The 23,802-nt window shown below is 44.1% G+C and carries 26 protein-coding genes and 1 pseudogene; 6 read left to right on the top strand and 21 right to left on the bottom strand.

Annotated features, from left to right (window positions below; all coding sequences use genetic code 11):
- The first annotated feature begins 35 nt into the window (after positions 1–35).
- The 3 genes from AB447_RS23450 to AB447_RS23435 all read left to right on the top strand — a co-directional run bounded on the left by AB447_RS23450 (position 36) and on the right by AB447_RS23435 (position 2,888).
- On the top strand, positions 36–1,565 hold the full coding sequence (locus AB447_RS23450; protein WP_048354372.1) for a glycoside hydrolase family 32 protein: 1,530 nt from the start codon (positions 36–38) through the stop codon (positions 1,563–1,565).
- Between the two features lie 430 nt (positions 1,566–1,995).
- A complete protein-coding gene (locus AB447_RS23440) occupies positions 1,996–2,424 on the top strand; it encodes a hypothetical protein (protein ID WP_048354373.1) in 429 nt (142 codons plus the stop codon).
- A gap of 32 nt (positions 2,425–2,456) precedes the next feature.
- On the top strand, positions 2,457–2,888 hold the full coding sequence (locus AB447_RS23435; protein ID WP_048354374.1) for an SMI1/KNR4 family protein: 432 nt from the start codon (positions 2,457–2,459) through the stop codon (positions 2,886–2,888).
- Between the two features lie 63 nt (positions 2,889–2,951).
- Here AB447_RS23435 and AB447_RS25550 read toward each other — a convergent pair whose 3' ends face one another.
- The 3 genes from AB447_RS25550 to AB447_RS23430 all read right to left on the bottom strand — a co-directional run bounded on the left by AB447_RS25550 (position 2,952) and on the right by AB447_RS23430 (position 4,498).
- Complete coding sequence (locus AB447_RS25550; RefSeq protein WP_048354375.1) at positions 2,952–3,173, bottom strand: hypothetical protein; 222 nt, start codon at positions 3,171–3,173, stop codon at positions 2,952–2,954.
- Positions 3,174–3,269: 96 nt separating this feature from the next.
- Positions 3,270–3,401: a hypothetical protein gene (locus AB447_RS27330; protein WP_269430267.1), complete on the bottom strand. Its 132-nt coding sequence runs from the start codon at positions 3,399–3,401 to the stop codon at positions 3,270–3,272.
- The gene (locus AB447_RS23430; protein ID WP_172796392.1) at positions 3,401–4,498 is read right to left on the bottom strand and encodes a response regulator aspartate phosphatase; all 1,098 of its coding nucleotides are present in this window, start codon (positions 4,496–4,498) and stop codon (positions 3,401–3,403) included. Before AB447_RS23430 ends, AB447_RS27330 begins: the two co-directional genes overlap by 1 nt.
- Before the next feature lie 259 nt (positions 4,499–4,757).
- Here AB447_RS23430 and AB447_RS23425 point away from each other — a divergent pair, with 259 nt between their 5' ends.
- On the top strand, positions 4,758–6,476 hold the full coding sequence (locus AB447_RS23425; RefSeq protein WP_048354376.1) for a ribonuclease YeeF family protein: 1,719 nt from the start codon (positions 4,758–4,760) through the stop codon (positions 6,474–6,476).
- A 5-nt stretch (positions 6,477–6,481) separates the two neighbouring features.
- Positions 6,482–6,766 (top strand): hypothetical protein, encoded by a 285-nt coding sequence (locus AB447_RS23420; RefSeq protein ID WP_048354377.1) that lies wholly within the window; start codon positions 6,482–6,484, stop codon positions 6,764–6,766.
- 28 nt (positions 6,767–6,794) lie between these two features.
- On the opposite strand, the pseudogene AB447_RS27325 reads toward AB447_RS23420, so the two are convergent.
- Positions 6,795–7,394: pseudogene (locus AB447_RS27325) on the bottom strand (peptidoglycan recognition protein family protein); the annotation flags it as partial.
- 541 nt (positions 7,395–7,935) lie between these two features.
- The gene (locus AB447_RS23405) at positions 7,936–8,751 is read right to left on the bottom strand and encodes a helix-turn-helix domain-containing protein (RefSeq protein ID WP_048355883.1); all 816 of its coding nucleotides are present in this window, start codon (positions 8,749–8,751) and stop codon (positions 7,936–7,938) included.
- Between the two features lie 130 nt (positions 8,752–8,881).
- Between AB447_RS23405 and AB447_RS23400 the strand changes: the two genes are divergently transcribed.
- On the top strand, positions 8,882–9,091 hold the full coding sequence (locus AB447_RS23400; protein WP_048355882.1) for a helix-turn-helix domain-containing protein: 210 nt from the start codon (positions 8,882–8,884) through the stop codon (positions 9,089–9,091).
- Positions 9,092–9,142: 51 nt separating this feature from the next.
- Here AB447_RS23400 and AB447_RS23395 read toward each other — a convergent pair whose 3' ends face one another.
- The 16 genes from AB447_RS23395 to AB447_RS23315 all read right to left on the bottom strand — a co-directional run bounded on the left by AB447_RS23395 (position 9,143) and on the right by AB447_RS23315 (position 23,799).
- A complete protein-coding gene (locus tag AB447_RS23395; protein ID WP_048355881.1) occupies positions 9,143–9,445 on the bottom strand; it encodes a hypothetical protein in 303 nt (100 codons plus the stop codon).
- A gap of 120 nt (positions 9,446–9,565) precedes the next feature.
- The gene (locus AB447_RS23390; protein WP_048350429.1) at positions 9,566–9,796 is read right to left on the bottom strand and encodes a phage holin; all 231 of its coding nucleotides are present in this window, start codon (positions 9,794–9,796) and stop codon (positions 9,566–9,568) included.
- 20 nt (positions 9,797–9,816) lie between these two features.
- Positions 9,817–10,554 (bottom strand): peptidoglycan-binding protein, encoded by a 738-nt coding sequence (locus AB447_RS27110; protein WP_048355880.1) that lies wholly within the window; start codon positions 10,552–10,554, stop codon positions 9,817–9,819.
- A gap of 18 nt (positions 10,555–10,572) precedes the next feature.
- Positions 10,573–10,878 carry a hypothetical protein gene (locus AB447_RS23380; protein WP_241494797.1) on the bottom strand — a complete coding sequence of 102 codons (306 nt, stop codon included), beginning with the start codon at positions 10,876–10,878 and terminating at the stop codon, positions 10,573–10,575.
- Positions 10,879–10,938: 60 nt separating this feature from the next.
- A complete protein-coding gene (locus AB447_RS23375) occupies positions 10,939–11,748 on the bottom strand; it encodes a DUF6270 domain-containing protein (RefSeq protein WP_048355726.1) in 810 nt (269 codons plus the stop codon).
- A gap of 50 nt (positions 11,749–11,798) precedes the next feature.
- Positions 11,799–13,268: a phage baseplate upper protein gene (locus tag AB447_RS23370; RefSeq protein ID WP_053071213.1), complete on the bottom strand. Its 1,470-nt coding sequence runs from the start codon at positions 13,266–13,268 to the stop codon at positions 11,799–11,801.
- Between the two features lie 11 nt (positions 13,269–13,279).
- The gene (locus AB447_RS23365; RefSeq protein WP_057957773.1) at positions 13,280–15,835 is read right to left on the bottom strand and encodes a peptidase G2 autoproteolytic cleavage domain-containing protein; all 2,556 of its coding nucleotides are present in this window, start codon (positions 15,833–15,835) and stop codon (positions 13,280–13,282) included.
- Between the two features lie 15 nt (positions 15,836–15,850).
- Positions 15,851–17,227, bottom strand: a complete 1,377-nt coding sequence (locus tag AB447_RS23360) for a phage tail protein (RefSeq protein WP_048355727.1) — start codon at positions 17,225–17,227, stop codon at positions 15,851–15,853.
- Between the two features lie 9 nt (positions 17,228–17,236).
- Positions 17,237–18,079, bottom strand: a complete 843-nt coding sequence (locus AB447_RS23355) for a phage tail family protein (RefSeq protein WP_048355728.1) — start codon at positions 18,077–18,079, stop codon at positions 17,237–17,239.
- 17 nt (positions 18,080–18,096) lie between these two features.
- The gene (locus tag AB447_RS23350; RefSeq protein ID WP_326075223.1) at positions 18,097–20,832 is read right to left on the bottom strand and encodes a phage tail tape measure protein; all 2,736 of its coding nucleotides are present in this window, start codon (positions 20,830–20,832) and stop codon (positions 18,097–18,099) included.
- 435 nt (positions 20,833–21,267) lie between these two features.
- Positions 21,268–21,636 carry a hypothetical protein gene (locus AB447_RS23340; RefSeq protein ID WP_048355729.1) on the bottom strand — a complete coding sequence of 123 codons (369 nt, stop codon included), beginning with the start codon at positions 21,634–21,636 and terminating at the stop codon, positions 21,268–21,270.
- A gap of 51 nt (positions 21,637–21,687) precedes the next feature.
- The gene (locus tag AB447_RS23335) at positions 21,688–22,251 is read right to left on the bottom strand and encodes a hypothetical protein (protein WP_048355730.1); all 564 of its coding nucleotides are present in this window, start codon (positions 22,249–22,251) and stop codon (positions 21,688–21,690) included.
- Between the two features lie 37 nt (positions 22,252–22,288).
- Positions 22,289–22,663, bottom strand: coding sequence for a minor capsid protein (locus tag AB447_RS27105; RefSeq protein ID WP_048355731.1), 375 nt, complete (start codon positions 22,661–22,663; stop codon positions 22,289–22,291).
- A 3-nt stretch (positions 22,664–22,666) separates the two neighbouring features.
- Entirely contained in the window at positions 22,667–23,077 is a 411-nt protein-coding gene (locus AB447_RS23325) for a hypothetical protein (protein WP_048355732.1), read from the bottom strand.
- A complete protein-coding gene (locus AB447_RS23320) occupies positions 23,074–23,412 on the bottom strand; it encodes a hypothetical protein (RefSeq protein WP_048355733.1) in 339 nt (112 codons plus the stop codon). Before AB447_RS23320 ends, AB447_RS23325 begins: the two co-directional genes overlap by 4 nt.
- Positions 23,413–23,799 carry a hypothetical protein gene (locus tag AB447_RS23315; protein ID WP_048355734.1) on the bottom strand — a complete coding sequence of 129 codons (387 nt, stop codon included), beginning with the start codon at positions 23,797–23,799 and terminating at the stop codon, positions 23,413–23,415.
- Positions 23,800–23,802: the final 3 nt, after the last annotated feature.

Here is a 23,802-nt window from a genome sequence, read left to right as displayed (position 1 = left end):
CATCTTATAACATAAAGTGAGGAATTTGCTTGAATATGAAAGTATATCAAAGGATAAGCGTTTTCATCTCTTGTCTCGGGGTTTTCACGGCAATCTTGCTGCCGGCCCGCGAGACGGAACAAAAGGGAGAAATCCGAACCGTCGCATCACACCGTGCCGCGTTTCATTTGACTGCGCCGGATAAATGGAAAAACGACCCTCAAAAGCCTGTCTATATGAACGGTCAGTATCATTACTATTATCTTTACAACCGCGATTATCCGGATGGCGGCGGAACGGAATGGCGCCATGCGGTATCAAGCGACCTGGTGCACTGGGAGGATGAAGGAGTTGCCATCCCGAAATATACAAACAAAAACGGTGATCCATGGTCCGGATCAGTCGTCGTTGATTCAAAGAACACGGCGGGCTTTGGAAAAGGGGCGGTCATTGCCATTATGACCCAGCCGGCATCAGACAGCGGCAAAGAAGAACAGTTTTTATGGTACAGCAAAAACGGCGGAAAAACGTTTACTCCTTACGGGGACGACCCGGTTTTGTCAAATCCCGGTACGGTGGATTTCAGAGACCCAAAAGTAATCTGGGACGAACAAGATGAAAAATGGGTGATGACGCTGGCCGAAGGATCAAAAATCGGTTTTTACGAATCGCGCAATTTGAAAGAATGGCGCTACACCGGAGGATTTCTAACACAAAACATCGGCACGATCGAGTGTCCCGATCTTTTCAGGATGCGGGCAGACGACGGGACGTATAAATGGGTGCTCGGCGCAAGCGCCAACGGTAAACCTTCCGGCATGCCGAATACGTATGCGTATTGGACAGGCAGTTTTACCGGGAAGGAATTCAAAGCGGATCAGGAAGAACCAAAATGGCTCGATTACGGCTTTGACTGGTATGCCGGCGTAACCTTCGAAGACGGCGAGTCCAACGATCAATACGACAAGCGCTATGCGATGGCCTGGATGAACAATTGGGATTATGCAAACGATACGCCGACGCAGAATGACGGCTTCAATGGAACAGATTCGATCGTCCGGGAGATTCGCTTAAAACACGACGATGGGAATACATACAGCCTCGCATCGCAGCCTATCAGCCAATTAGACCAATTAACCGTTTCAACCGATGAGTTTGAAAACATCGAAGTGAACGGGTCAAAAACGCTGTCTGTCAAAGGAGATACCTACATGCTTGACGCAGATATCTCCTGGTCTGACGCTAAAAATATCGGATTAAGGCTCAGGGAATCAGCTGACGGGAAGCGCCACATTGATGCGGGAATATGCGCCGAAGACGGATACTCTTATGTGAACAGAGGCTTTACGAAACAGCCCGACAAAAGCCGCACTTATATTGAAAGCAAAGCGCCGTTTGATGCAAACAAGAAAAAGGTCCATGTCACGATCATCGTCGATAAAACAACGGTGGAAATGTTCGTTGACGACGGCCGGGTCGTTCATTCAAATCAGGCTTTTCCCGGCTTGCACGACCAAGGCATCACCCTTTTTGCCGCAAACGGAACGGCCGTTTTTGAGCATTTGAAAATCAAACACTTTCAGTGACGAAAACAGGTGTCTAAAGAGCACCTGTTTTTTGTCATCGTGATTGAAAAACACGTTCAAAAATATGCCTTCTAATAAACGGGAGCCTGAGCCGCTACTTCTTTCATCCTGCTTGCGACCATCGAGCTCCCTGCCTCCCTTGTGTGCTGAAACCTGAGCCGCTTGATCTCTTCCTCCAATTTTCCAGGACCGCCGCCCTCGTTGTATGTTATGGGCCATTTCCAATTCCAAAGCAACCTTTTCCAGCTTATCGCGCGAGCGCGCCGTTAACATCAAATGGCTTCTTTTTTTGGAAAGTTCACGGGCAAAGGCTTCCCCGACCCCGAATGAAGCGCCGGTAACCAATAATTAACCCGGCTGTGATACGATGAAATATGCAGGTTTACACCTCATAAGACGTAAAGATTCCCCGAAGAAAGGATCCTGAAATATGACAATTGATTTTTTGAACGGATATTTGAAGGCAATGGAAGAAGTAAATCATAGAACAAACCATGGGTATACGTTTGAACTGAGAAAGATGGAAGACAAACACGATTTGCACGCTTCCATTGTAGATGCTTTCACCTTTCAAGGTGTTACAGATGTATTAGGGTATAAACCTTGTTCAAAAGAAACATTAATAGAAGCAATTGATTACTGGTTTTTTGAAAAAGAAAACGAAACAAAAGGCGAAAATTCCATTGACGAAGACGATCGAACTCAGGCATTCGTTCAGCACCTGTTTCAATTTCTCGGCGACGATGTGCAAATATATGAATTGGAATCCGAGTTCGGCGTGTTTTTTATGTCTTGCACCAACTTTGTCTTCGTCGGGTCCGATTCAATGTATGCGCTTGAAATGGGTGTGAATGATTAAAGCTGCTAAAATGGTACTGCGGGGGGATTCAATTGGAAACATACAAAAATAAAATTAGGCAATTGTTAAAAGAGCATCATCGTGAACATACGTTTGAGAGGCAAAGTGAAGAAGACATTCAAGCAACTGAAAAAGAGCTTCAAGTGACATTTCCTCAAAGCTTCAGATGGTTTTTAAAAGAATTCGGCGGCGGCGGCCATGAACTTGATATCAATGGATGCCGTGACATCTTGGCGTACCATCAATCATTCAAGTCTTTTCATATTCCAAAAGGGTATGTCATCATCCAGGATGTTGATGAATACTGCTATTGCCTTGATACCGAAAAGATGAAAGACGGAGAATGTCCGGTCGTCAATTGGAGCGCGTACGAAGAAGGAATCTATCATACGGCCGATCACTTCTATGAATTTATGTTGGACGAAATTGAAAATGCGATAGAAAATGATTGGTTTGATGTATAAAAAACAAGGGCGGCATGGTGAATTGTAAAGAGGGCTTTCGAAGTAACGAGAGGCCTCTTTTATTTATTGATGAATCCGACAACCATATTCACAAATGAAATCAACATGTTTTTCACCTTTCCAGTCACAGACATAATTTGTTGATTTATTTTGACATTCAGGGCAAGGTATAGCCGGCTTTTTCTTAGTTTCACCTTGATGCTGTTCATAAATTTCCACAACTTCATTTATTAAGTTGGTTGTTCTTTCAAGTGCCTCAATTACCTCTTTTGATAGATTGTTCACTTATATTACCTCTTATAAAACAACAACAGAACATAAGTTCGATTTTTCAAGCCCAAAAAAACCCTTCCCAAAATGAGAAGGGGCATATTTTATGACCTATCCAAAAATTGCGCTCTCAGCAACCTTTATGATCGCTTGCTGATCTGTATTAGATGAAACGTGCGATAACCCAAAAGCCACGACACTTCCAAGTACAGCAACAGTAATAATCGCTTTTACTTTTTTCATCATAATTCCCCCGTTAGTTTAAGAATTTGATCTTTAGCGCGACAGGCTTCCTCAAAGTATTTCGCCGCAATGTCACTGTCTCCCTGCTTTTTATAAAAAATTGCGATATTAAAAGTAAGGTCTGCGACGTCTGCCCACAGCTTTTTATTTTTCAAATACTCCAATGCGTTTTCAATGGTGAGCAAATCACGCTGATCATATAAAGAGTATATGAGTTTTAGCTTGGCCTTATATACACTATCGTCTTCCTCTACAGCACGTTCAAGGCTTTTGCTGTACCACTTACGGGCTTCCTCAGGTAAATTCAACTTGTAATTAACCCGACTCAGCATGTACATGCTTCTTATGCCGAATACTGAATTTTCGCTTTCATGGATACTTGCCGCTCGTTCAAAAAACCTTTTGGCCTCAGACAACAACTCTCTCCGCTCATAACACACACCTAAATTAAAGGATGCAAAGCTTTCTGTTAGTAGATCACCGTTTGAGGAAGCCGCATTTAATACGTACTTATAGAGCTTCTCTGCTTCTTCATAACGTTCCAGCTCAACTTGATTTGCGGCAATGATCATTTTACATTTGAGGACTCTGTTCGCATATGACTCATAGGCTTTGTATGAATCAAGTGCTTTTTCTGCATGGTTTAATGAAAAGAAATATTGCCTTATTTCATAATATGCAATAGCTATTTGATAGTGAAATTCTGCTTTTTCAATCTCATCTTCAATTTTGATCAGCCTGTTTTCCGCAATTCTGTAAAAATTGATTGCCTTTGTAAAGTTCTTTTTGTAGTACTCGTACATACCTGAGAAAAAATAAAAGTAGTATTGAATCATGTTATCGGTTTTTGCTTCCAAAGTTTCCGGTTTAATGTCGGCCAACAATTTTCCTGACTCATTGTATTTTTCAATCATAAGCTTGTAACGTGAATCAATTAGATTAAAGTAAATTAACACGTCTTGGTTCTCTTCCATATGAGGAAGGTTTTCTTTTATTTTATCCCTCATTTCAATAGCTTTAGGGATGTCATTTTGTTTGATTATCTTGTACCAATCATTAATCCTTTGCCCCATTTTCTCATACGCTATCTTTTCCACCCTTCCTTCATCCTTTCATAAGATTAGAATTTTTCAGACCATTTAAAATATTTAACATCCTTTTATTTTCATGGTAATTATTTTACAGAAAAGATTATTTTTTGACAATGTTTTTCCTTTTTTGGAATTTGCAAAAAGACTTAGGTTTTTTGACCTGATTAATAAGATTCATTTTCATGGATAATCAGGATTTATTCACCAATCCTTTTCCGTATAGTGGTAAACTCTTAATTGATTATGACTTAGGAAGGGTTTGGTAATGAAAATCTATGAGTCAAAAACTTTAATAGCCGCTATGGAGAAACGGTCCAAGGAATACCAAAGCACCAGAGAACAGTTTGTCAACCTGAAAAAGGCTTTTCAAGGGACCGCAGATTTGGGGGATGATTTTCAAGGAGAAGGCGCGGAAAATATCAAAGCGTTTTACAGAGATCTGGCAGGCATTGTGGACGATTGGCTCGATCTGATTGATATGCAGGTTCAATTTCTCGACGGTATTTCCGCTGCCCTTGAGGATGCCAAGCTTTCCGGCGACACGTTTGTCGATATCGATTTTCTTGAAAACCAGCTTGCCAATGCCTATAAAAACTCAAAGGTAATGGTTTCTCAGCAGAAAAAAGACATGAAGGCTATATTACAAGACATCCATGATATACTGCCTTTAGAAGTCTTTTCAACTGACACGTTCAAACAACACCTCAATGATGCAAACGATAAGCGCAAAGACACGATCAAAGCTGTCGATGATCTGGACGCCGCTCTCAAAGAGGAATACGCCGCATCTGAAATCAACCAGCAGATGGTTACCGCTGACTATACCGCTCTAATCGGTGCAACTGGCAAAGGGAAAAGTGCTTCTCCGATTCACTATGATGCCAAAGCTTACCGGGCCAGCGAAGCCTATCAATTGAAAGATGATGTACATAAAAATGCTGAAAACTATATCCAGTTTAAAAAAGATCAGGCCGAAGCCCGCCGAATTGCCAAGGAACAAGAAGAGCTTGCAAACCGGCCATGGTATGAAAAAGTGCTTGATGCCGGCAGCACATTTATAGGAGAAGCCACAGGCTATTATGATTACAAGAGGGCCACTGAGGGAGTCGACCCCGTCACAGGTGAGAAGCTGACATATGGGCAACGGGTTGCTGCGGGAGCGATGGGTGCCGCCGGATACATCCCGGTTGTCGGGTGGTTCGGGAAAGGCGCTAAAGGGATCAAAGGCGCATACAGCATGTACAAAGCCGAAAAGGCTGTCACAACAGTTGATAAAGCCCTGGCTGCCTATAGAACGCCGAAAACATTCCAGGCTTTGAAAAACTCTGAAAAGGGTCTATACGGGCTTGCTGCTGCCAACGGGTTCAGCGAAACAATCACCGGCCGGGATATGTTCGGGAACAAGATTTCCGATGAGCAAAGACAAGATAGCCTGAATCGCTCGATAGCATTGCTATCGCCTCTTGGCATTCAAAAAGCCGGAAAAGTGCTTAATGTGTCATCCAGCGGTAAATCCACAAATCTTTACAGAGGTGAAGATTTTCCTTATGAGCCTAAAAGACCAAACGGCATAGGCAAGTCTCATATATCTCCTGAAACCGGCAATCTTGTGCCCGCCAACAAAACTGGTATGTATCAAGGCCGTCAAGTTACTGTAACAGAGCACGTCCTTGGTGGATATAGAAAAGGTGGGAAATCCAACAGCCCATATACAAGTTTTACAATAAATCAACAGGTTGCAAAGGGTTATGGAGAAAATGCAATAGAGCTCGACATATCTGCTCTCCGAAAAGCAATCAGGTCTGGTGAGGTAAAGGACATTGTAATTTTATCTCCTAAACAAATTGAAAGGTTAATCAAAAATGATACTCGACAATCTGAACACTGGAAAAACAAAGCTTTAAAATGGACTCAGAGAGACACTGAATACTTTGTAAAAGGTGAAGTTCCAAAACAATTTATCAAATTGCATCCGAAGGAGTGATAGATATGCTTCTATATTATAAAAATGAATGTTTGGGTGAAATAAAAGGTGCTACTGTTGAAGGTGTCTGGATGTATGGAACAATCATCCCTAATGAAAACATGGAAAAATTTAAGGATTTCTTTAAGGCAGTAGTAAACGAAAACGACCCTTTTGCCATTGAGCAGTATAGCGAAGAATGGTTAGATGATGAAAATTGGTTTATTGTTGATGAAAAACAAAAAAAGGTCGGTATATCCTTACCTGGGATTTACGAAAATGATAATGAAATTAATTGGAGATGGAGATAAGAAGCCCCTTTTTAGAGCCCTTTTTTTATTACTTCAATAATGCTTCATGTTTCGCCTTCGTTTCGTCCCATAAATAAAGCCCATGCATCATCTGGAACCGTTTGACCGCGTTTGCCGTCTGCTGCCCGTAATAGCCATCAATGCCGTTATTTTTAGCGCCCTTGTCAGGGTAGAAATAGAGGGCAGCTAACGCCTCATGAATCTGCCGGACAGCCGTTCCTTTCATAAGCGGGCTTTTGACTTTATAGATACCGGCCGGCAGCGTGTAGGACGATTTCTTACCGCTTGATAATGATTTTTTCTTTTTCGCTTCAATAGCCTTGAGCGCCTTTTCGGTAGCCGGTCCGTAAATACCGTCCGCAGCAATCAAACGTTTTTGAAGCGCCTTTACGTTTGAGCCAGACGATCCTTTTTTATGAATAGTTCCTGTGGATTTGCTCGGTTGGCTTGTGGATGCCGTCGTGTTCGACAAGGTTTTATTCCCGAGCAGGCTGTTAACTTGTTTCCGGAAAGCTGTAACTTAAGTCGCTCACCCACGGTGCCGGAAGTTTTTGTTTGTCACATCGTAATGGCGTACGATTTTGTCTGTAGAAAGGCCGTAGCGTTTGCACAGATCGACGACCAGTTTTCGGCTTATTATGTGTCGGAACGGTTAGGACATGCTAGTATTGATACGGCCCTTAAATATTATGCACATGTGGTGAAAGAACTTCGAGAAGAAGATACACAAAACACACTCGAATTGTTTGAACAAATGCCGTCTCTCGAAAAAGCGATCGCGTAAAAAGCCATGTGCAAAATGAAATGAAATAATAACGTTTTTTATTGCTTTCTTAGGTTTTCGATAAGTCCGCGGAAATAAAGAAAACCCTTGCGAGGCAAGGGTTTTTAACTTATTTAGATTTTATTAATCTAAACCTGTCTAATGCTTATGACGCGCTCGGAGGGATTCGAACCCCCGGCAGACGTGGTACCGGAAACCTATTACGAAATTCTGTTCGTATTTACTTACGAAAGCCTTACGCACACTTATTTTCGATAACGGTCCGACATTTTACGGACACGAAATCGAATGTATCTTGTGCGATTATACAACGATACTAAACGGTATGTCAACGTCTTTTACAATCTGCATCTTCCGGCAATTGTCGCAAATTGAGACAATTAAACTACGTTTGGAGGAACGTTTCGAACTCCGCCAATAGCCCAACGTTTTTCACACGATTTTCTCGGGCTTTTACCGTCCATGCGGCCTGACGGAAGCTAGCGTATAGGTAGTCGTCAAAGCGTCTAATTTTCTGCTGTTTTCGTTTGAGAATCGCTGCATGCCACGCTTCGACGAATGGCTGCGGATGTTCTTCGAGTAGGATCGTCGGATCTACGCTTGCCTTAGCCCGCAGTAAGATTCCGTAGTATTTATAAATTTCGTCTGCTTCGAAGTAGCGCGCCATTGCGGAATAGACTTCGCTTGGTAACGCGTTTCTAAGACCGCAGGCCGGGACCGTATCTATTACGTGATTTTTTGAAAGATTTATAGAATGCGATGGTTCATTCGTAGTTTTAGGCGCTTCATCCGTTGTCTCCGTTGGTGTTTCGGCGTCCTCACGCGTGGTCATTGTCGACTGGTCATCTTCGGACGATTGCGTGTCCTCGACTCTTCTTCCGACCGGCAAAATAACGATAATATTTGCGCCGTGACCGCCGTTTATTTTCCGGGTCGTTGCGATCTTTTGGATGATCGAAAGTGATGCGAGTTTGTTGACGGCACGACGCGCCGTCTTGACGGACTTTCCGATCAGGTCCGCGAGTGTTTCCGCTTTGAGATGCGCAGCCCCGGCGAACTTGACCGCGTAACGGGCGATCGTCTTCAGCGTAAGCCGGTCCGTGTCGTTCAATTCGTATGTATTGCGTTTGATATGTTCGTAAACAGCCGCGTTGAGTTCGGCCGTCGAGTCGAACGTTTGGTATTCCGCTAGATAATGCATAACGATTCCGCCTTCCGTAATTTACGTTTAACGTAATTATAATTACACTAAAAGGGATTGTCAATTACGGTTTGCGTAATTTTTAACTTTATCGTATACTACGGATATAAAATGCGAAAGGGTGGGATCGATGCGGCTTCGTCTGAAGGAACTGCTTGAGGAGCACGGATATGAACAAAAAGAAATCGCAGAGGAATTGGAGTTATCAACTCGCGCGGTGAGTGAATTGTGTTCAGGGAAAACCAAGAGGTATCCAAAAGAAACGCTCGAAAAAATAATTGATAAGTTTAATATCACAGATATGAATGAGCTTTTTGAGGTCCAAGATTCAATTAAATGATGTGGAGTAAATAAAAAAAAGAACCCCAACCGATTAAAGTTGGGGAGTTGATTAATCTACTATACCGTTACGGGCTTTCATTAGTCTTATGTCAGTATGAATATCTTTTATATAAGCTGTTTCTTCATCTTTACGTTCAACAAGTCGAGATATTCCAAGTAACACACTTCCGAAGAAAAAGCTTGAAAGCAGGGACGCAAACGCATAGACCCATCTTAAAGGATGCAACTCTTCGTATGTGTAGCCTTCTGTTAATCCAGCCTCATATGTCTTCATTCCAAAACCTAAAAATAGAAAAGAAATTATACCGGCTGCCAAAATTGCGAAACCTACAACTTTAATAAACTTTGCCATTTTAAAACCCCCTTATTTTCTTCCTCAATTTTAACTGAAATTACAGTAATATGTCACCACAATTATGTACCACGAGCACCTACGACTGTATACGCAGGCGCCCGCAAAAAGTTCCGCTATCTATTCACCTTTTGTCCGCGCTTTCTTCGTCACGTCGTTATTTTTCCAGTACGCCCATAGCGAAGTTGCTCCGGTAAATGCGAGCGAAATAAATTGCTGCACGCCTTCCTCATCGACCGGAATCGGACTGTGACCCGTCATCGTAAGCGTCTGGTTAACGAGTGCAAGCGCAAGAAGCACGAATCGAGCGATTGTGCCTGCGCTAATTTTTTCGATTGTCTTTACGTTCATAATATCGTCTCCCTTTTCGATTAGTTTACGGAATAGCCGGCTTTTTTCAACGCCGCAGCAAGTTTCGCTTTCGTTTTCGGTCCATAGATTCCATCGGCTGCGAGTCCGTGCATCATCTGGAATCGTTTGACTGCGTTCGCTGTTTTCGGACCGTAATAGCCGTCGATTCCGTTATTCTTGGCGCCTTTGTCCGGGTAGAAATAAACAGCCGCGCAAGCCTCCTGAATCTGTCGGACAGCATTCCCCTTCATCATCGGACTTTTGTATTTGTAGATACCGCCCGGTAGAGTGAACGCTTTTTTAGAAGATCCAGATTTTTTCGGAGCTGAAGACGCAGGTTTTGACACCGATTTTTTACCGAAAGTGTCCGTTCCATATCCTTTGTAGTTGAATTGAAGATGCGGCTTATCTACGAATCCTTTCCAGTCTCCGCCCCATTCAAAGCCGAGCTTCTTCGCGTAAGCAACTGCTTTTTTGACATCCGCAGATCCGTATCCGTTCCACAACGTCTTCTTACCGTCAACCGGTACAAAGTCAAGTGCCTGGCCTACGAGGTGATACGACTTCATCGTCTGTGACGCACCTTTTGCTACATTCTCCCGTTGTTGCGCTTCCGTCCTGATAGTTTCGTAGATCAACAGATCAATCTTATTGGCGATCAGATAGTCGTACCACTTGAGCGCAGCCGCTTTCGTGTTGTCGGCCAACTTCGCGATATTCTCCCTGTTCCGTGAATCATACGTAGGTTTCCATGCCATTTAATCGTCTCCCTTTCGTTAATTTTGCGTATATAAAAAACCCGCCGGACTCTCACCGAACGGGCTCATAAAAATAGCGCAATTCCCGAGATCACCAACCCGACGACCGTGAGAATTACGCCCCATAACCATTTCGTATTTGCTTTCATGTCGGAGCGCCCGACTTTCTTTCGCGAGCGCTAACGCTTCATCAGCCTTTTCGTGCGCTCGATCTGCCGTATGTTTTACTTCGTTGAAATAGTCGACCTTCGTATCGATACGTACGAGCCATTCGCGAATGTCGGCTATTTTATCGTTTAATTCGTTGTTCGATGGTTCGCCCAATGACTACGCCTCCTTCTGGCCCAAACAAAAAGACGCCCAAATGGGCGCCTGAACTCCTTGTTAATTCGTTGCTAATGCTCCCTTATCTTTTAAAGCATCTTCAAGAGCAATCGTCAAAAGCTGTCTAGAAAAATCCTGATAAAACGACATATCATAATGAACATAAAACATATCCCAAGGATGATCCTCGATTGATTTGTAGTGCCTACCTTGATAATCGATAACTTTTACATCATAGTTTTTAATTACATGATTATCTAAAGCATCCCACCACTTGTTATATACCGGAACGTTAATATATCTCTTTTTCCCGCTCTCACTGATAATTTTTGTTTCTCCAGTTTCTTTGTCGATATACTCATCGATAAATCTAGCCTTGTTAATGATGACTTTGCAGTTCGGCACATCTTCTTTTAAAAAGTTGAATAATCGTTTCACTCCCGCTTTCCATAATTCCAGATAACGGTCTTTCTGATCGAAAAACATCTGAAATTCTTCTCTGATATCAAGACGCTCATATAGTGATGTCTGTTTGAATAGCCATTTTTTATTGGTTATATAGCTATCGCCTACCTTTTGAACTCCGTAAAATAGATCTCCGTAAAAATCTACAATGAGATAGTCCGGCTGGTATTTTTTCATCTCACTAAAAAAACTTTTATTTAGCTCTGTGGTGAAATGCCTTGTATCAAAGGGACTTAAATTGTCAATTAGTTTTTCGTCAAAAGGGATTGGATCAGAATTGAGAGAAATCATCGACATTTGATTCTGATGTAAAACACAAGTTGCGTACTTTTTATAATCAGGAATGAATTTAGAGTTGAAATTATCCCTCGATACACAGCTCCCCAAAACCGCGACCTTCAGCATTTAGTAACCCCCAACGTTTTTAATACAAATATACCATAAAAGGCAATAAATTAAGAAGTCGGAGTGTCGCCTAGGTAGTAAATATTGTATCGAGTTCCTGCTTGGATCGTGATGTCTTCATTTAATGGGTTAATCCAAGGTGTAATCTCATCATCCTGATTGAATTGATATATAAATGTTCCGGTATAAAAGCCGGTCTGAAAAGCATTACTAGCTACAATGTCTTGCATGTCCATTTCAGTTGTTGTTCCGTTTCGAACCCTCGAAATACCTAATCGGATAACAGAATTCGCGTTAGTTAAGGCTGTTGGCCGGACTGTGAACTGGAAAAAATACGCGCCACTTCTAGGAATTTTATACGCTCCTGTTCCCGCCGTAGCACTTCCAGCCGGAAAGCTGCTTGATATGTTGTTGAGCAACGTTAGTTTATTTTTAGTGTTTTTGGTAAGAGCCTGCGTTTCGGCTGCCGTAAAAATCGCGTGATTAGTTAGATTTCCAGAGTGATAGACCGTTCTCGCTGGGGTTACGGCGTTCCCGCCTTCATCTGATTTTTCAACTAGATACATTTTGGGAGAACGGACAGATACATAATCCTTCCCGGCTAACCAAGTTACTGCCTTTGCATCTCCGAATTTAGCGATATCATTTTGTTCCATCGTCGCGAGGTTCGAGTGATCTCCGTTAGACAAGTACCCGAAAAAATTATAATCATTTTTTAAATATAGCGACCCTTTTAAAATTAAGCTTAACTGGCCGAGGGCCTCAAATCGCGCAACATCACTTGTGCCGTTCCATTTATCGCGCTCTTCACTAGTTACATGCCTAACGTTGTCTTCCACATGTTCTGTGAATTCTGTCTTCGTAGCTTGCTCGCTGTTAACAACATTTGATAGACCGACCTGTTCCTTTGTGACTTCGTGCGGATTGTCCGTTCTGTTCGCATGATCATCGGTGTATACTTTAGCGTCTGCCAAAGCCTTGTCTGCTTTAGCTTGAGCACCGGTTTTTGTCTCAATATTTTCTAAGTTCGAGAACTTTTCTTCGAGTTCAGCTAATGTTTGATTCATTTCTCCTACAATCTCTTGAATCGCGCTCTTTAACGACTCAAAGTCGTCGATATAGTATTCTGCAACGGGAGTGATGTTCGAATCTATTAATGCTTGATCGATGACAAAAGAAAATTTATGAACAGACAGTGATTGTTCGTTTGTATAGTATAAATTTAATTCAGCCTGAACATTCCCGTAGTGCTTGATCTCGTCCTCAGATAAAACGTACTGTGCGACGCCTTCTACTTTATCTACAATATCTACGTTCCGAACGAATCTGCTGCCGTCCGCCATAATCATGACTAGTTTTCCTACAACAGAAGAAAGTGGTAACCGTTCGCCATCTTTCGTGACTGTGAAGATTATGCGGGCTGTATTCACATCCTGTGTACTAAATTGAATCCCCGTACTAATCATTTGTTTAGTACGAGAATTCACATCGAGGGATAACTCGGCATCATTATAAATCATAGCGTCTCCTCCTATCGAATGAATACGAGAGCCATCCCGTATCCTTTCTTGCTGTCATATTCTTTTGTAATCCGCATCACTTGAAAACCCGTTCCATCCTCCGATTTAGTTCCGATACCACCATCCGGTACAATAAGATCGCCAGCTCGAACGGTATTATCGACTCTGACGTATACTTGACCGATCAGCCCAACGACGTGCCATTCATCGCGTTCCTCTCTCGGTACATATTCGGATTCAGGATCGTATGCTGGATTCTCCTTCGGAATCTTGTATTCGTGACCATCTTCGGTAACTGTTTCGTAAATAATCCCGCCGAACTCGTTTCTAAGATAGCGATCGTTCCAATAGAACGCTGCACCGCCCATAACGACCCCGGCCGTCTCCGAAATAACTCCGAGAACCTTCTCGCCTTTTTGAGCCTTCCGAATTTTATCGCCATCAAGAGTCACTAGGTATCCGGACTCGATTTTGCTACCGTCTTTAGACTCGAAATACTCCGCAAGGTCCTTTAGGTCGGAAACGCTTTCGACGGCTCCGGTTCCTCTAACCGTTCCAGCCTGCGCGTTAATTTCAACCCGTTTATTCGCTGTGGACGGCTCGCTACCGTATCCCCAAATGGTCGTGTAGCTTTTATCGTTGATAACGTTAACGGAACCGAGGACCATTGCTGACAGCACATCCGCTCCTTTTACGTGGGAATTGTTCGATCCCATTACGACAGAACGCGAACCCTCTGTCGATGATCCGGTACGAGTTGCGATGAGTGCGTTCGCGTCTCCTTTCGTTTTTCCGTTGCCAGTAGACGCAATAATTGCGCTTGTATTTGATATAGGCGATCCAGAAGACGAAGCTGCGCGAAATCCGCTCTTAATATTGTTTGGTACGGATGAATAGCGCTCGCCCCCAATAACGGCCGCGTCTGTGTATCCGTAGGCACGTACCGCAATGATATTCGCTTGGTTATTCGGAGATGTGATTCCGGCAGTACCCCCGCTTGTGTGAGCGATACCGTTCGTTAATGTAACCTGATATACGCCGCCTCCCAAACTGATGGCGGTAGGGGCCGAATCATGAATCGCAAAGTTCGAAATAAAGACGTCATCCGTCCGTTGATCTCCTCCGGTAACGTGAATATCGGAACCGGCTTTAGCGAAACCGTACATTTGCAGCCCGTTAACGTTTATTTTCCGACTCTTGTATTGGAATGCGATCGCTGACGTTCCTTTATAGTCGTATGTCGGATCTCCAATCGCACGGAAATTCGAAATCATGACACGTTGATAGGCCGAAACGACGAGCGCTTTCGGTTCAAGTCCGGCATATAGATCGTTGAATATCGGCTCACGCGCCGTACAATCGACTAGCGTTACGTCTCGTGCCGTTTCGCTCCACGGCTCGGTTGCTAAGTGATGGCCGATATGCCGAAGGTCGAACGCGCGGACATCCCGATAAGACTCGTGACCGCGAATATGAACGTTTGACGGTGCCGGCCATTCAGTGTGCGCCTTCACCTCGACTCCACGAACGTTTCCGGACGTAAAACAATCGATGACCCAAACGTTTTTAGATCCGTCATCGACTTCGATACCGTTTGAGTTCGAGGACCCAGTCGCATGTGCCTTTCCGCTCGGATTCGTCATGACGCAATTCGTTATGAAAATGTACTCGCTGTAGTGCGTAGTCACTCCGTCGTCACCATATCCGGACCCGACGCATCGATCGAACCAGATATATCGGCAACCGTTTTTCGTATAGTCAGCGTCCGAAATATTGTAGGTAGGCGCAGACGCATCAAAACAATGCAGGGCCGGATTGATACCTTCTACTTCGCGCACGATTCCGAACTTAACATTCGCTAAAGTTAGGCAGCTCGAGTGTAGTCCGCCGGTTGGCCCAAGACCGCCTTGACGATCCGGATTCCAGTCTAGCGACATCCCTTCGACCATGATATTTCGGTTTCCATTCGTATGATCCGCGTTTGTTACGACCCATTCGCTGGCCGGCGTATCCTCGTGAAGTTTTAGCGTAGTAACTCCGATCCCTTGGCCGACCATGTACGTCCAAGACGGAAGTTTGACGCCTTTTACGATGTAGGTTCCTGCGGAAAGAACCAACCGGACTTTACCGGTTCCGAGCGCTTTTTGAAACGCTTCTGTACTGTCGTTAACGCCTGTCGGATCTGCTCCGAAATCATCAACGTTTACTGTCCGTTTGATTTTCTGCAAAAGTTTAACGTATTCCGTATCTAACCGCTCTTTAAGCAACGGAAATACTTCGCCGTCAGCACCGACCCGTGCATCGACGACCTCTTTTACGTTGGTCCCGTCAGCGTTTAAAATTAAGTTGCGCATCCGGGTTTTTAGACTTTCTAGAACCGTAGACACAGAAAAACCGCCGTGGTCGATTTGGTCCGACGTGTGGGCGGTTCGAGCTCTTTTATGATTTTCTAATGACGTACTTACTCCTTTAATATCAGATTCAATATCTTCTAGGTTCTGATTGTAGTTGTTCCGGAAAATGCGATCCCACGCAATACCGGCTTTTCTGTACGGATACTTCGCCATTCGTCTCCTCCTTTATTATTGTCCTCCTACTTTCGCTTCAAGAGCAGCTAACCGGTCCAATATCGACTGCATATCCACGTCGCCTGTTGCCGGCATAATAATCCGCTTCAGTTTTATAAAATCGGCAGAACTCATCAAGCCGTTAGTACTCTCCGAAGCCAAATCGACAATGACTTTACCGTCAGGCCCTACTAAAATGTTCGCAAGCTTTACGAAATCACCTGAACTCATCAAACCGTCTGAGGATGCCGAAGCTAATCCGTATTGCGGAATGTTTAGTAACGTCGGATCATATCCGGGATCGAATTGCGTATTGCTACCGATTTTGATAGAACTCTCTCGTATTTTACCGGTCTGTGTATCGACGATCTTAGAAATAGTCTTTTGTGTCTTTTTAAAGTCGGCAACAATATTCGTCGATTTCCGGACTATACTTCCGAACGTAAACTTGGGCGATTTCATCGGATCAGAGTAGTCCTCGACTTCGACGACTCGTATATGGACATCTATGTCAAACGGATCGAGAATGCACCAAACGTAATCCCCGAGCCGGATATCTTGCACACCCATTTCCGAAAGTTCTACGTAAGTCAGAGAAATTGAGATCTCTATTTTATCGTGCAGCTCTTTCTTCATCTGCGCGATAAGTTGATCTTTATTTTTTTCCGTATACTTATCGTCACGGATCGGTGCAGCATGGCGGATTCCGTAAACGCTGGCTAACGGGCTAGTATATTCAGCCGTTACTGCGTACGTATTCGTCTTATCATCCTTTTTCCCGAACCCCTTAATATACGTTTTTAAATCGCTTGTATCGATCTCTTTTGTCGGACTTGCGGCGTTAAATTTATATCGGATCTGATTATCGGTATTTCTCGCGATTTGTTTCGCCAGATATATCGTTTTCCCTACGCAAGTGAATTCGGCCCCAAATTCCGAAGCTACCGTTTTAAGCAGCTCAAGCGAAAATTTGTCGCCGAAATTACTGAGCTTTACCGTGGATGGCAATCCCGCCTTATCGACTTCGAATTTGTAACCGGTCCCTCTCAGCGCAATTCCTAGCGCATCTTCGATCGTATAGTCCTTCTCTTTGTCGTTGGAATCGTAGATATAGACGTCATTCAGGTCGACAAACATGCGGTGAATTCCCTTGACTTTGACGGAATTTAAACTCGCAGTAAACGGTCGAATAATGTATTCCTCACCATCGTATATCAGCACATTTTCGGGTTGTATCAATGGATATGAGTGCGTATTCGATTCGTGCTTCACGACCGTAACATCGATATACTTTTCTGTATTTTGACTACTAATTGCGGACTTTCTAGTTACGTCGTATTTTGTAAGAGCCTCCTCTTGTCCGAGAATGCTTCGAACATATAAAGGTTTCAAAACACCACCTCACGATGAATAGTAGAAACGAAAATTAAAAGCTATCTCAAAACTTCCGGATGTACCGGATAATTTAAATTGATTCCATCCCGGGGCTAACGTGATTAATTTTCGATTGGTGTTTCCGAATATGCTCACGTTATTTTTGGTCGCCATTACCCGATTCAAAACAACAGTATCTCCGGAGCTAGTTGTGCCCAAATACTGCCAAGAGTCTCCGGTTGTCTGGTTAGTTATCGTAAGCTTCGACGAGGCACCTTTGTATGTGATGATTAATGGCATATCGACAGGATCGATCTTCACATCTCCCGCGTTATATATCGAGAATGTTGTTGCCTTGTGTTTGTAAGTAGGAATTGTATCTGTTAATCCCTCACCTAAAAGCCACTTATTAGCGTCGAAAGTAAAGGGATCTAATGTAGTTCCCACCGACTCGGCAAAGACTTCAGCGCAATCAAACTGGATGCTAAAACTCCCGAAACTCCCTATTCTATCAGGATCGAACGACGAGCTTACTTCTGCCCTCCAACGTTTATACGGCTCAGACTCAGTAATAATATAAAACTGAGATTCTCTATATAATGCCGAGATGATCTCATTTCTTAGTAGAAAGAAATCATCCGTATCCTCTCCGAAAAAGATACATTCGGCTTTGATCGATCGTATTCCGAAATCTTTACCAGTACGTATACTCCCGTTTCTACCTTCGATTTTTTCGTAATAGATATTTGGCGAAGGCGCCACAACTACGAAACTCTTCACCAAAACAGAAAGGTCCCTCGCCATATCGACGGAGGACCCGTTTGGATATATAATCTTAAAGTTACTATCTGTAATAGGTATTTTCTCCAACCGCGATCACCTCCGCCCTAAGTATTAAATTGGCTCAGAACGCTCACTTCCTCCGCTTGCTTCTGACTTACATACGGCTCAACTAATCGACCAACGATTTCGGAATCCATAACGACCACCTGACCGCCACTATTGCGGACAGCCCTCTCGATCGCTGCCAAGCCGGCCAAAACTTCCGGTGAGGAACCGAATGAGCTTTCGATCGATGCCGTATGGCCTGCGTCAATCATCCGCATCAGGTTCGCCTGTTGTGCTTCGGTGAGAACCATTTCGTTCCGCAACGCCCGGATGTCGACCTCGTGACTCATCGGAGGGTTATCGAATTTAGACGCAAGCCCTCCGGTATGAAGTTTGTTTATCTGGCCGCGACCAACGATACCTCCGACGTGGAAAGGCACCTCTTGTCCGCCTTTTCCGTGCGTCTTCTTGAACGTTTTCGCACTTTCTTCGATCTCAGTTCCGTCCATGCTATACGTAACATGAATCTTTTTGCTGATCCTACGAGCCAGTTTTTGATTCATCGTTTCTGCTTCTTTGGCGATTTCTTGTACCCGACTTTTCGCCGACTCGAGCCGCGAGATCTCTTTGTCGATAGCACTTACGGAATCACGATACTCTTTCGTTTTCTTATCAGCCGCAGAAGTGTTATTTATGAGATTGGCTTTGGCGTCTTTCAAACGGGCAATTTCTTTATTTATCACGTTCACGCCTTGACCTCTTTTGGCGTTTAGACCGACTTGACGTAATTCGAGATCGATCATTTTTTGCTTGACTGTATCCAGCTTTCCGATTTCTTCATTAACTTTATTTAATTCTGTATTCTTTGCACTAATTTTTCCGTAAATTGTATCTAACTGACCTCGAAGATTTCCGAGTGTGCCTTTTTGTACGTCTAGAACAGTTTGCGCGGACTCAGCTTCTTTCTTATTACCGTCCGCTTTTGCTTGTGAAAGTCGTTTCTCGGTATTCTCTATAGTAGCAAGTTGAGCCGATACATCTGCTTCGAGTCTTTTCCGGTCTTTTGTCAAATCATTTATTTCTCTTGTAATATTCCTGCGTTTTTCTAGGTTTTCATCGTAATTTTTTTCAGCGAGGTTTTTTTGTTTATCTAATTCAATACGCAACTCTTCAGCTTTTTCTTCGTTCAATCTTTTCAGAGCGTTAGTATTTTTAGCAACAGCGTTCCCTTGCCCGCTGATAGCCGCCGCTGTATCCGGAGATTTCTTGATCACTTCGTCATTTAACTTTAAAAACCGATTAAACTCGTCATTTGTTAGTCCAGAATTTTTCTTAAGACCGGCCTGCTCATCCTTAAGACGCTTAATGACATCCGGATCTGTCTCGGTCTTTAAGAGGTCGTTAATATCGAGATATCTCGCAAACTCATCCGCAGTCAGTTTCGTCTTATTCTTTAGCTTATCGAATTGAGTCGCTAAACTATCGATTGACTCGATCTCCTTCTGCTTGGCATTCGCTGTCTCCAAGCTGACGGTATTCATCGCGTCATAGCCTTCTTTTACGCCGACAAGTAGACCGCCAAGCAACGAAAGACCTGTGATAATCCATCCGGCCGGCCCCATCGAAACAAATAGGCCCCGCATTGCCACCGCAAGTTTAACGGCTGACGATGCAACCAGCGCGATTCCAGCCGCTGCCCCAACCATTTCAATTCCGGTCTTTGTGATGCCCGGATTGATATCGCTGATAACACGGACAACCTCCGTACCACTATCGACAATTTGCCGGAATGTTGGAAGGAATTCGTTACCGATTTTAATTCCGAGCGTTTCCATTGCGCCGCTGAACTCTTCGAAGGACCCTTTGAGGTTGTCGAGCTTCGTTTTCGCGACATCCGCAGCCGTTACTTTTGACATCGCCTTCCACATCTCGTTAACTCCGTTCGCGCCCTCTTTATACAAGATCGTCGCACCACGTACGGCATCTGATCCGAAAATAGTTTGAAGTGTCCATTGTCGCTGCTCGTCGGTCATACCTCTCATTGACTTTCGCAAAATATCCGCAATCTCTGAAAGGCTCTTCAGACTGCCGGCTTGGTCGAAGAACTTACTCGTTCCTTCATCCGTAAGTAATCCGAGATCATGGAATAGTTCGATTTGCGCTTTGGTGCTCGGCTGCAAGTTAGCAAGCATCGTTTTTAATGACGTACCGGCATCGGACCCCTTCAGTCCGTTCTGCGCGAATACCGCTAACGCCGTAGACGTATCTTTAAACGACATCCCAACGCCTGAAGCTACCGCCGACACTTGTGCTAATCCGTACTTCAGTTCGCCGACATCGGTTGCCGAAGCGTTCGCAGCACCGGCCAAAATGTTCGCCGCATCAACTACTTCGAGATTATCGTCTCTAAACGCATTCAAGGCGGTCGAAGCGATTTCCGCTGCGTCCGCGAGTTCGAGGTTTCCTGCGGCTGCTAGATCCAAGGCTCCGGATAAGCCACCGTTAATGATGTCCGTAACACTAACGCCCGCTTTGACGAGCTCTTCGGTAGCCTTTGCCGTTTCGGTTGCGCTAAAGGACGTCGATTCTCCGAGTTTTATCGCGAGGTCCGTCATTTTCTTCATTTCCTCTCCCGACGCACCAGATACGGCCTTTACTGCGCTCATTTGCTGTTCGAAGTTCGCAGCCGCATTCGTTGCCGCTCCAACTCCGGTCGCTACCGCACCACCGACAGCTAACGCCGCCTTCTGAACGAGGCCCATTTGACTCGATAGGCTTGCGGCGGATCGTCCCATACCGTCCATTTGTTGCCGGGCGCGATCTACACCGTTACTGAATTCCTGTGATTCAAGTATTAACCTCGCACGGATTTCTCCTACCGATGTTCCTGCCAATTAGTTACCTCCTTTCCTAAAAACCGGATTGTAATCTTCGTAATTGTTCGAACTTCTCACGATCGAATTTCATAGTTGTATCTATCCCTGCCGTTTTGGTTAAACTCCGCATCAGCGAGTCGAAAACATCGTCCTCAACCGCTCTGTTGTTGGTAGCGAGCGTAAGACGAATTCGCTCTAACGATGCCATCGCTTTTTGTTTGGTTTTGGATTTAATGAACTTCGGAATATCTACCATGTAAAAATCATTTTCGATCTCCCGTTGAGTGACGCCTAGGATAACGGCGGCATCGATCAAATAGTCATCTATCGTGTACGGCTCGCCTTCTTCGCCCTCTACTTGTTGCGATTCGGAAGAAGGCTCTTTATGTTTTTTGCCATTGATGACAGGCTATTTTTCTCGAAAGTGAGCGCTAAATACTGGAACAACTCGTCTGCTCCAACGTTTTCCGCAATGTAATCCGCATCAATATCGCTAAGAGCTGCGACGATTTCGACGATCTCATCAAGCCCTACTTCAAGACCCGAGACAACGTATGAATAAAAGTCTTCCGGAGGCGCGCTCAAAACCTGAACGATAATCCCAGGTAAACGATCAACCGCGCCGAAAAGTAACTTCCACTTCTTCGGAGTAAGCTTCGGAATTTCAACCGGATACTCACCGAAATACAAGCGATCCGAATCTTTTTTAGCGAACAGTTTCATAGGACATCTCCTTTCCGAAAAATAAAAAGACACCGCGATTAAGCGATGTCTTTACGTTTGTGTTGTTGTTTGTGCACTTGCAGATTCGTCGCCAATGATGAATAAATCACCGTCGTTATCTGTATCCGGATAGGCAACGAAAGTTAAATTCGAAATCCGTTCGTTGTCTGAATCGTATGTGTATTCCGGGTCAGCGACCGCACCGGCTAATGGAATAGTGATATAATCGTTTGGTGTGGTCGTTGGTGCTGTCGGTTTAATAACAAGCTTCTTAGCTGCTGCGAGCATATCGTAACCGGCCTTACCACTTACTACGAGCTTTTTCTTATTCGGATCAGTAGCGTCTGTAACAAGCCGGCTGTTCGGAATTGCCGCCGCTAGTCTATTGAGATCATGTAGAGCAAACGGAATGGTAACTTCCGCAGTTCTCCCTTTCATTGTCGACTTGACGATCGTATCACCATATTGATCGACTGTAGTGTCTTGTTTAGACGTTTGTACTTTAAACTTAATTCCACCCTTTGTAATGTCGAATGTGACCTTATCTTCACCTTCCCCATATTCGACAATAGCTGGACCGATAGGTACATCAATACCTTTAATTCCTGCCGCCATTCATTTTCCCCCTTGTTTCAAAATAAAAAGGCCCTACTTAGGGCCTAACAACGCAATTGAAGTTTAAAGAATATTGAGGACGATCATTTTCGTCATAACCGATAAATATTGGATCCGAAGTCGAAGCCCGGATAATTACAACAGAATCCTCCCCGATCATTACTTCCTTAAGGTTAGTTAGCGAATTAAAAAGTTCGTACGCTTTATTTTCGCAACCCTCTTCTCCGCCCTTCCTTCCCCTAACGAGTATTTGAAAAGACGGCTGCCTCTTTCCGGTCCATTGCGATGTCGGAAAGCCTCCGGTTAGTTTTACGGAAATACACTCGTCGACAGCTTCGGTAGGGAATCTATTCGGAAAGTAGACGCCATCGACTCGCGATTCAATAAACGATATTAATTCGAGTATCTTCAACGACTACCTCAACACCCTTCTTACCGCATTTTCAACGTTTCTTAAGTACCTATCCGATTCTCCTTTTAGAGGGCGTTCGAGATACTTGTTGCCGACAGTATATCCGTCAGTTCCACTCGCCTGCGCTGAAGCAGGTCCGAGATTGTAATCGGCTTCATGCGTCCATATCGCATAATTAAATCCATTTTCCACAGCCCGGAAAGAAACCTCGCCGATCATTCTGTTTCGAGTTAGTGTGAATTTCTTTTTCATACCTCGTCGGAGAATGCCTTTCTTGATGGGAGCGATGTTTTGAGCTATACGCGCAAGATCGTCGGTATTATCCTCCATCGCCTCAGCCGCAGCCTCTATTACTTCATCATTGGTGACCTCTAACCCGCGCAAGAAATCGCTTGCGTTTATCGTAAAATTCAAACGATCACCTCCGTAAGTAACGGCTTTCCAGATATAGTTCTCTTTACGTTTATTTCCTTCGGCTTTCTTGTGATTATCTCTCCGAGCTCATTCGTAAAGGAGATTGTATCGGAATATTTGATGTCGGCTAGTTTATCGATTAATATACGAGCAGTTGCGACCTCTTCTTCGCTTTTGACCAGTCCGGAAGATCTGGATGATACGATTTGCGATCCTTCGTCGACTCGACATTTTAATGTAAACGACTCCGCGCTTACCGGGTTTCCCCATCTATCGAGCTGACCGGTTTTATCACGTTCAACAGTGATCGTCTGACGCATCGGAATGATCGGCATTTACATCACCGTCCACTGAATACGTCTTCCGCCGAGTTTCACGTCGTTTTCTTCTTCGATCAGATCGAGCGTCTTCTTCGGAATAAGCGACTCATCATCGACTCTTAACGTGTCTTTAAAATTGAACGAAGCAACGCCGGTTATCGAATAGGAAGCGATGCCTTGCTTGTTCAAACGGTTTGTATCGTTATAAGCAATCGCAAGCACGTTCGCAAACTCATAAACCGCATTATCCGGTATCTTATAATCGGGAAATTTCCGGATGAGAACGTCCTCAGCAACATTTATAATCCGTTGTTTCTTTTCCGCCGCATAATCGTTCCAATCTTCGTTATCAATCGTGTAACTGTTGATATATTCGTCAGCACCTTCGACGCTTAGTGCCATATC

The organism is Bacillus glycinifermentans, from assembly GCF_001042475.2.
Classification (GTDB): domain Bacteria; phylum Bacillota; class Bacilli; order Bacillales; family Bacillaceae; genus Bacillus; species Bacillus glycinifermentans.
The sequence above is the reverse complement of the archived record's forward strand: the minus strand, read 5'-3'. Positions and strand labels throughout refer to the sequence as shown.

Coding starts and splice junctions, on each gene's coding strand:
- AB447_RS23450 (WP_048354372.1), top strand. CDS start 36: ATGAAAGTATATCAAAGGATAAGCGTTTTCATCTCTTGTCTCGGGGTT.
- AB447_RS23440 (WP_048354373.1), top strand. CDS start 1,996: ATGACAATTGATTTTTTGAACGGATATTTGAAGGCAATGGAAGAAGTA.
- AB447_RS27330 (WP_269430267.1), bottom strand. CDS start 3,401: ATGAAAAAAGTAAAAGCGATTATTACTGTTGCTGTACTTGGAAGTGTC.
- AB447_RS23425 (WP_048354376.1), top strand. CDS start 4,758: ATGAAAATCTATGAGTCAAAAACTTTAATAGCCGCTATGGAGAAACGG.
- AB447_RS23420 (WP_048354377.1), top strand. CDS start 6,482: ATGCTTCTATATTATAAAAATGAATGTTTGGGTGAAATAAAAGGTGCT.
- AB447_RS23405 (WP_048355883.1), bottom strand. CDS start 8,751: ATGCATTATCTAGCGGAATACCAAACGTTCGACTCGACGGCCGAACTC.
- AB447_RS23400 (WP_048355882.1), top strand. CDS start 8,882: ATGCGGCTTCGTCTGAAGGAACTGCTTGAGGAGCACGGATATGAACAA.
- AB447_RS23395 (WP_048355881.1), bottom strand. CDS start 9,445: ATGGCAAAGTTTATTAAAGTTGTAGGTTTCGCAATTTTGGCAGCCGGT.
- AB447_RS23390 (WP_048350429.1), bottom strand. CDS start 9,796: ATGAACGTAAAGACAATCGAAAAAATTAGCGCAGGCACAATCGCTCGA.
- AB447_RS27110 (WP_048355880.1), bottom strand. CDS start 10,554: ATGGCATGGAAACCTACGTATGATTCACGGAACAGGGAGAATATCGCG.
- AB447_RS23375 (WP_048355726.1), bottom strand. CDS start 11,748: ATGCTGAAGGTCGCGGTTTTGGGGAGCTGTGTATCGAGGGATAATTTC.
- AB447_RS23370 (WP_053071213.1), bottom strand. CDS start 13,268: ATGATTTATAATGATGCCGAGTTATCCCTCGATGTGAATTCTCGTACT.
- AB447_RS23365 (WP_057957773.1), bottom strand. CDS start 15,835: ATGGCGAAGTATCCGTACAGAAAAGCCGGTATTGCGTGGGATCGCATT.
- AB447_RS23350 (WP_326075223.1), bottom strand. CDS start 20,832: ATGGGACGATCCGCCGCAAGCCTATCGAGTCAAATGGGCCTCGTTCAG.
- AB447_RS23340 (WP_048355729.1), bottom strand. CDS start 21,636: ATGAAACTGTTCGCTAAAAAAGATTCGGATCGCTTGTATTTCGGTGAG.
- AB447_RS23335 (WP_048355730.1), bottom strand. CDS start 22,251: ATGGCGGCAGGAATTAAAGGTATTGATGTACCTATCGGTCCAGCTATT.
- AB447_RS23320 (WP_048355733.1), bottom strand. CDS start 23,412: ATGCCGATCATTCCGATGCGTCAGACGATCACTGTTGAACGTGATAAA.
- AB447_RS23315 (WP_048355734.1), bottom strand. CDS start 23,799: ATGGCACTAAGCGTCGAAGGTGCTGACGAATATATCAACAGTTACACG.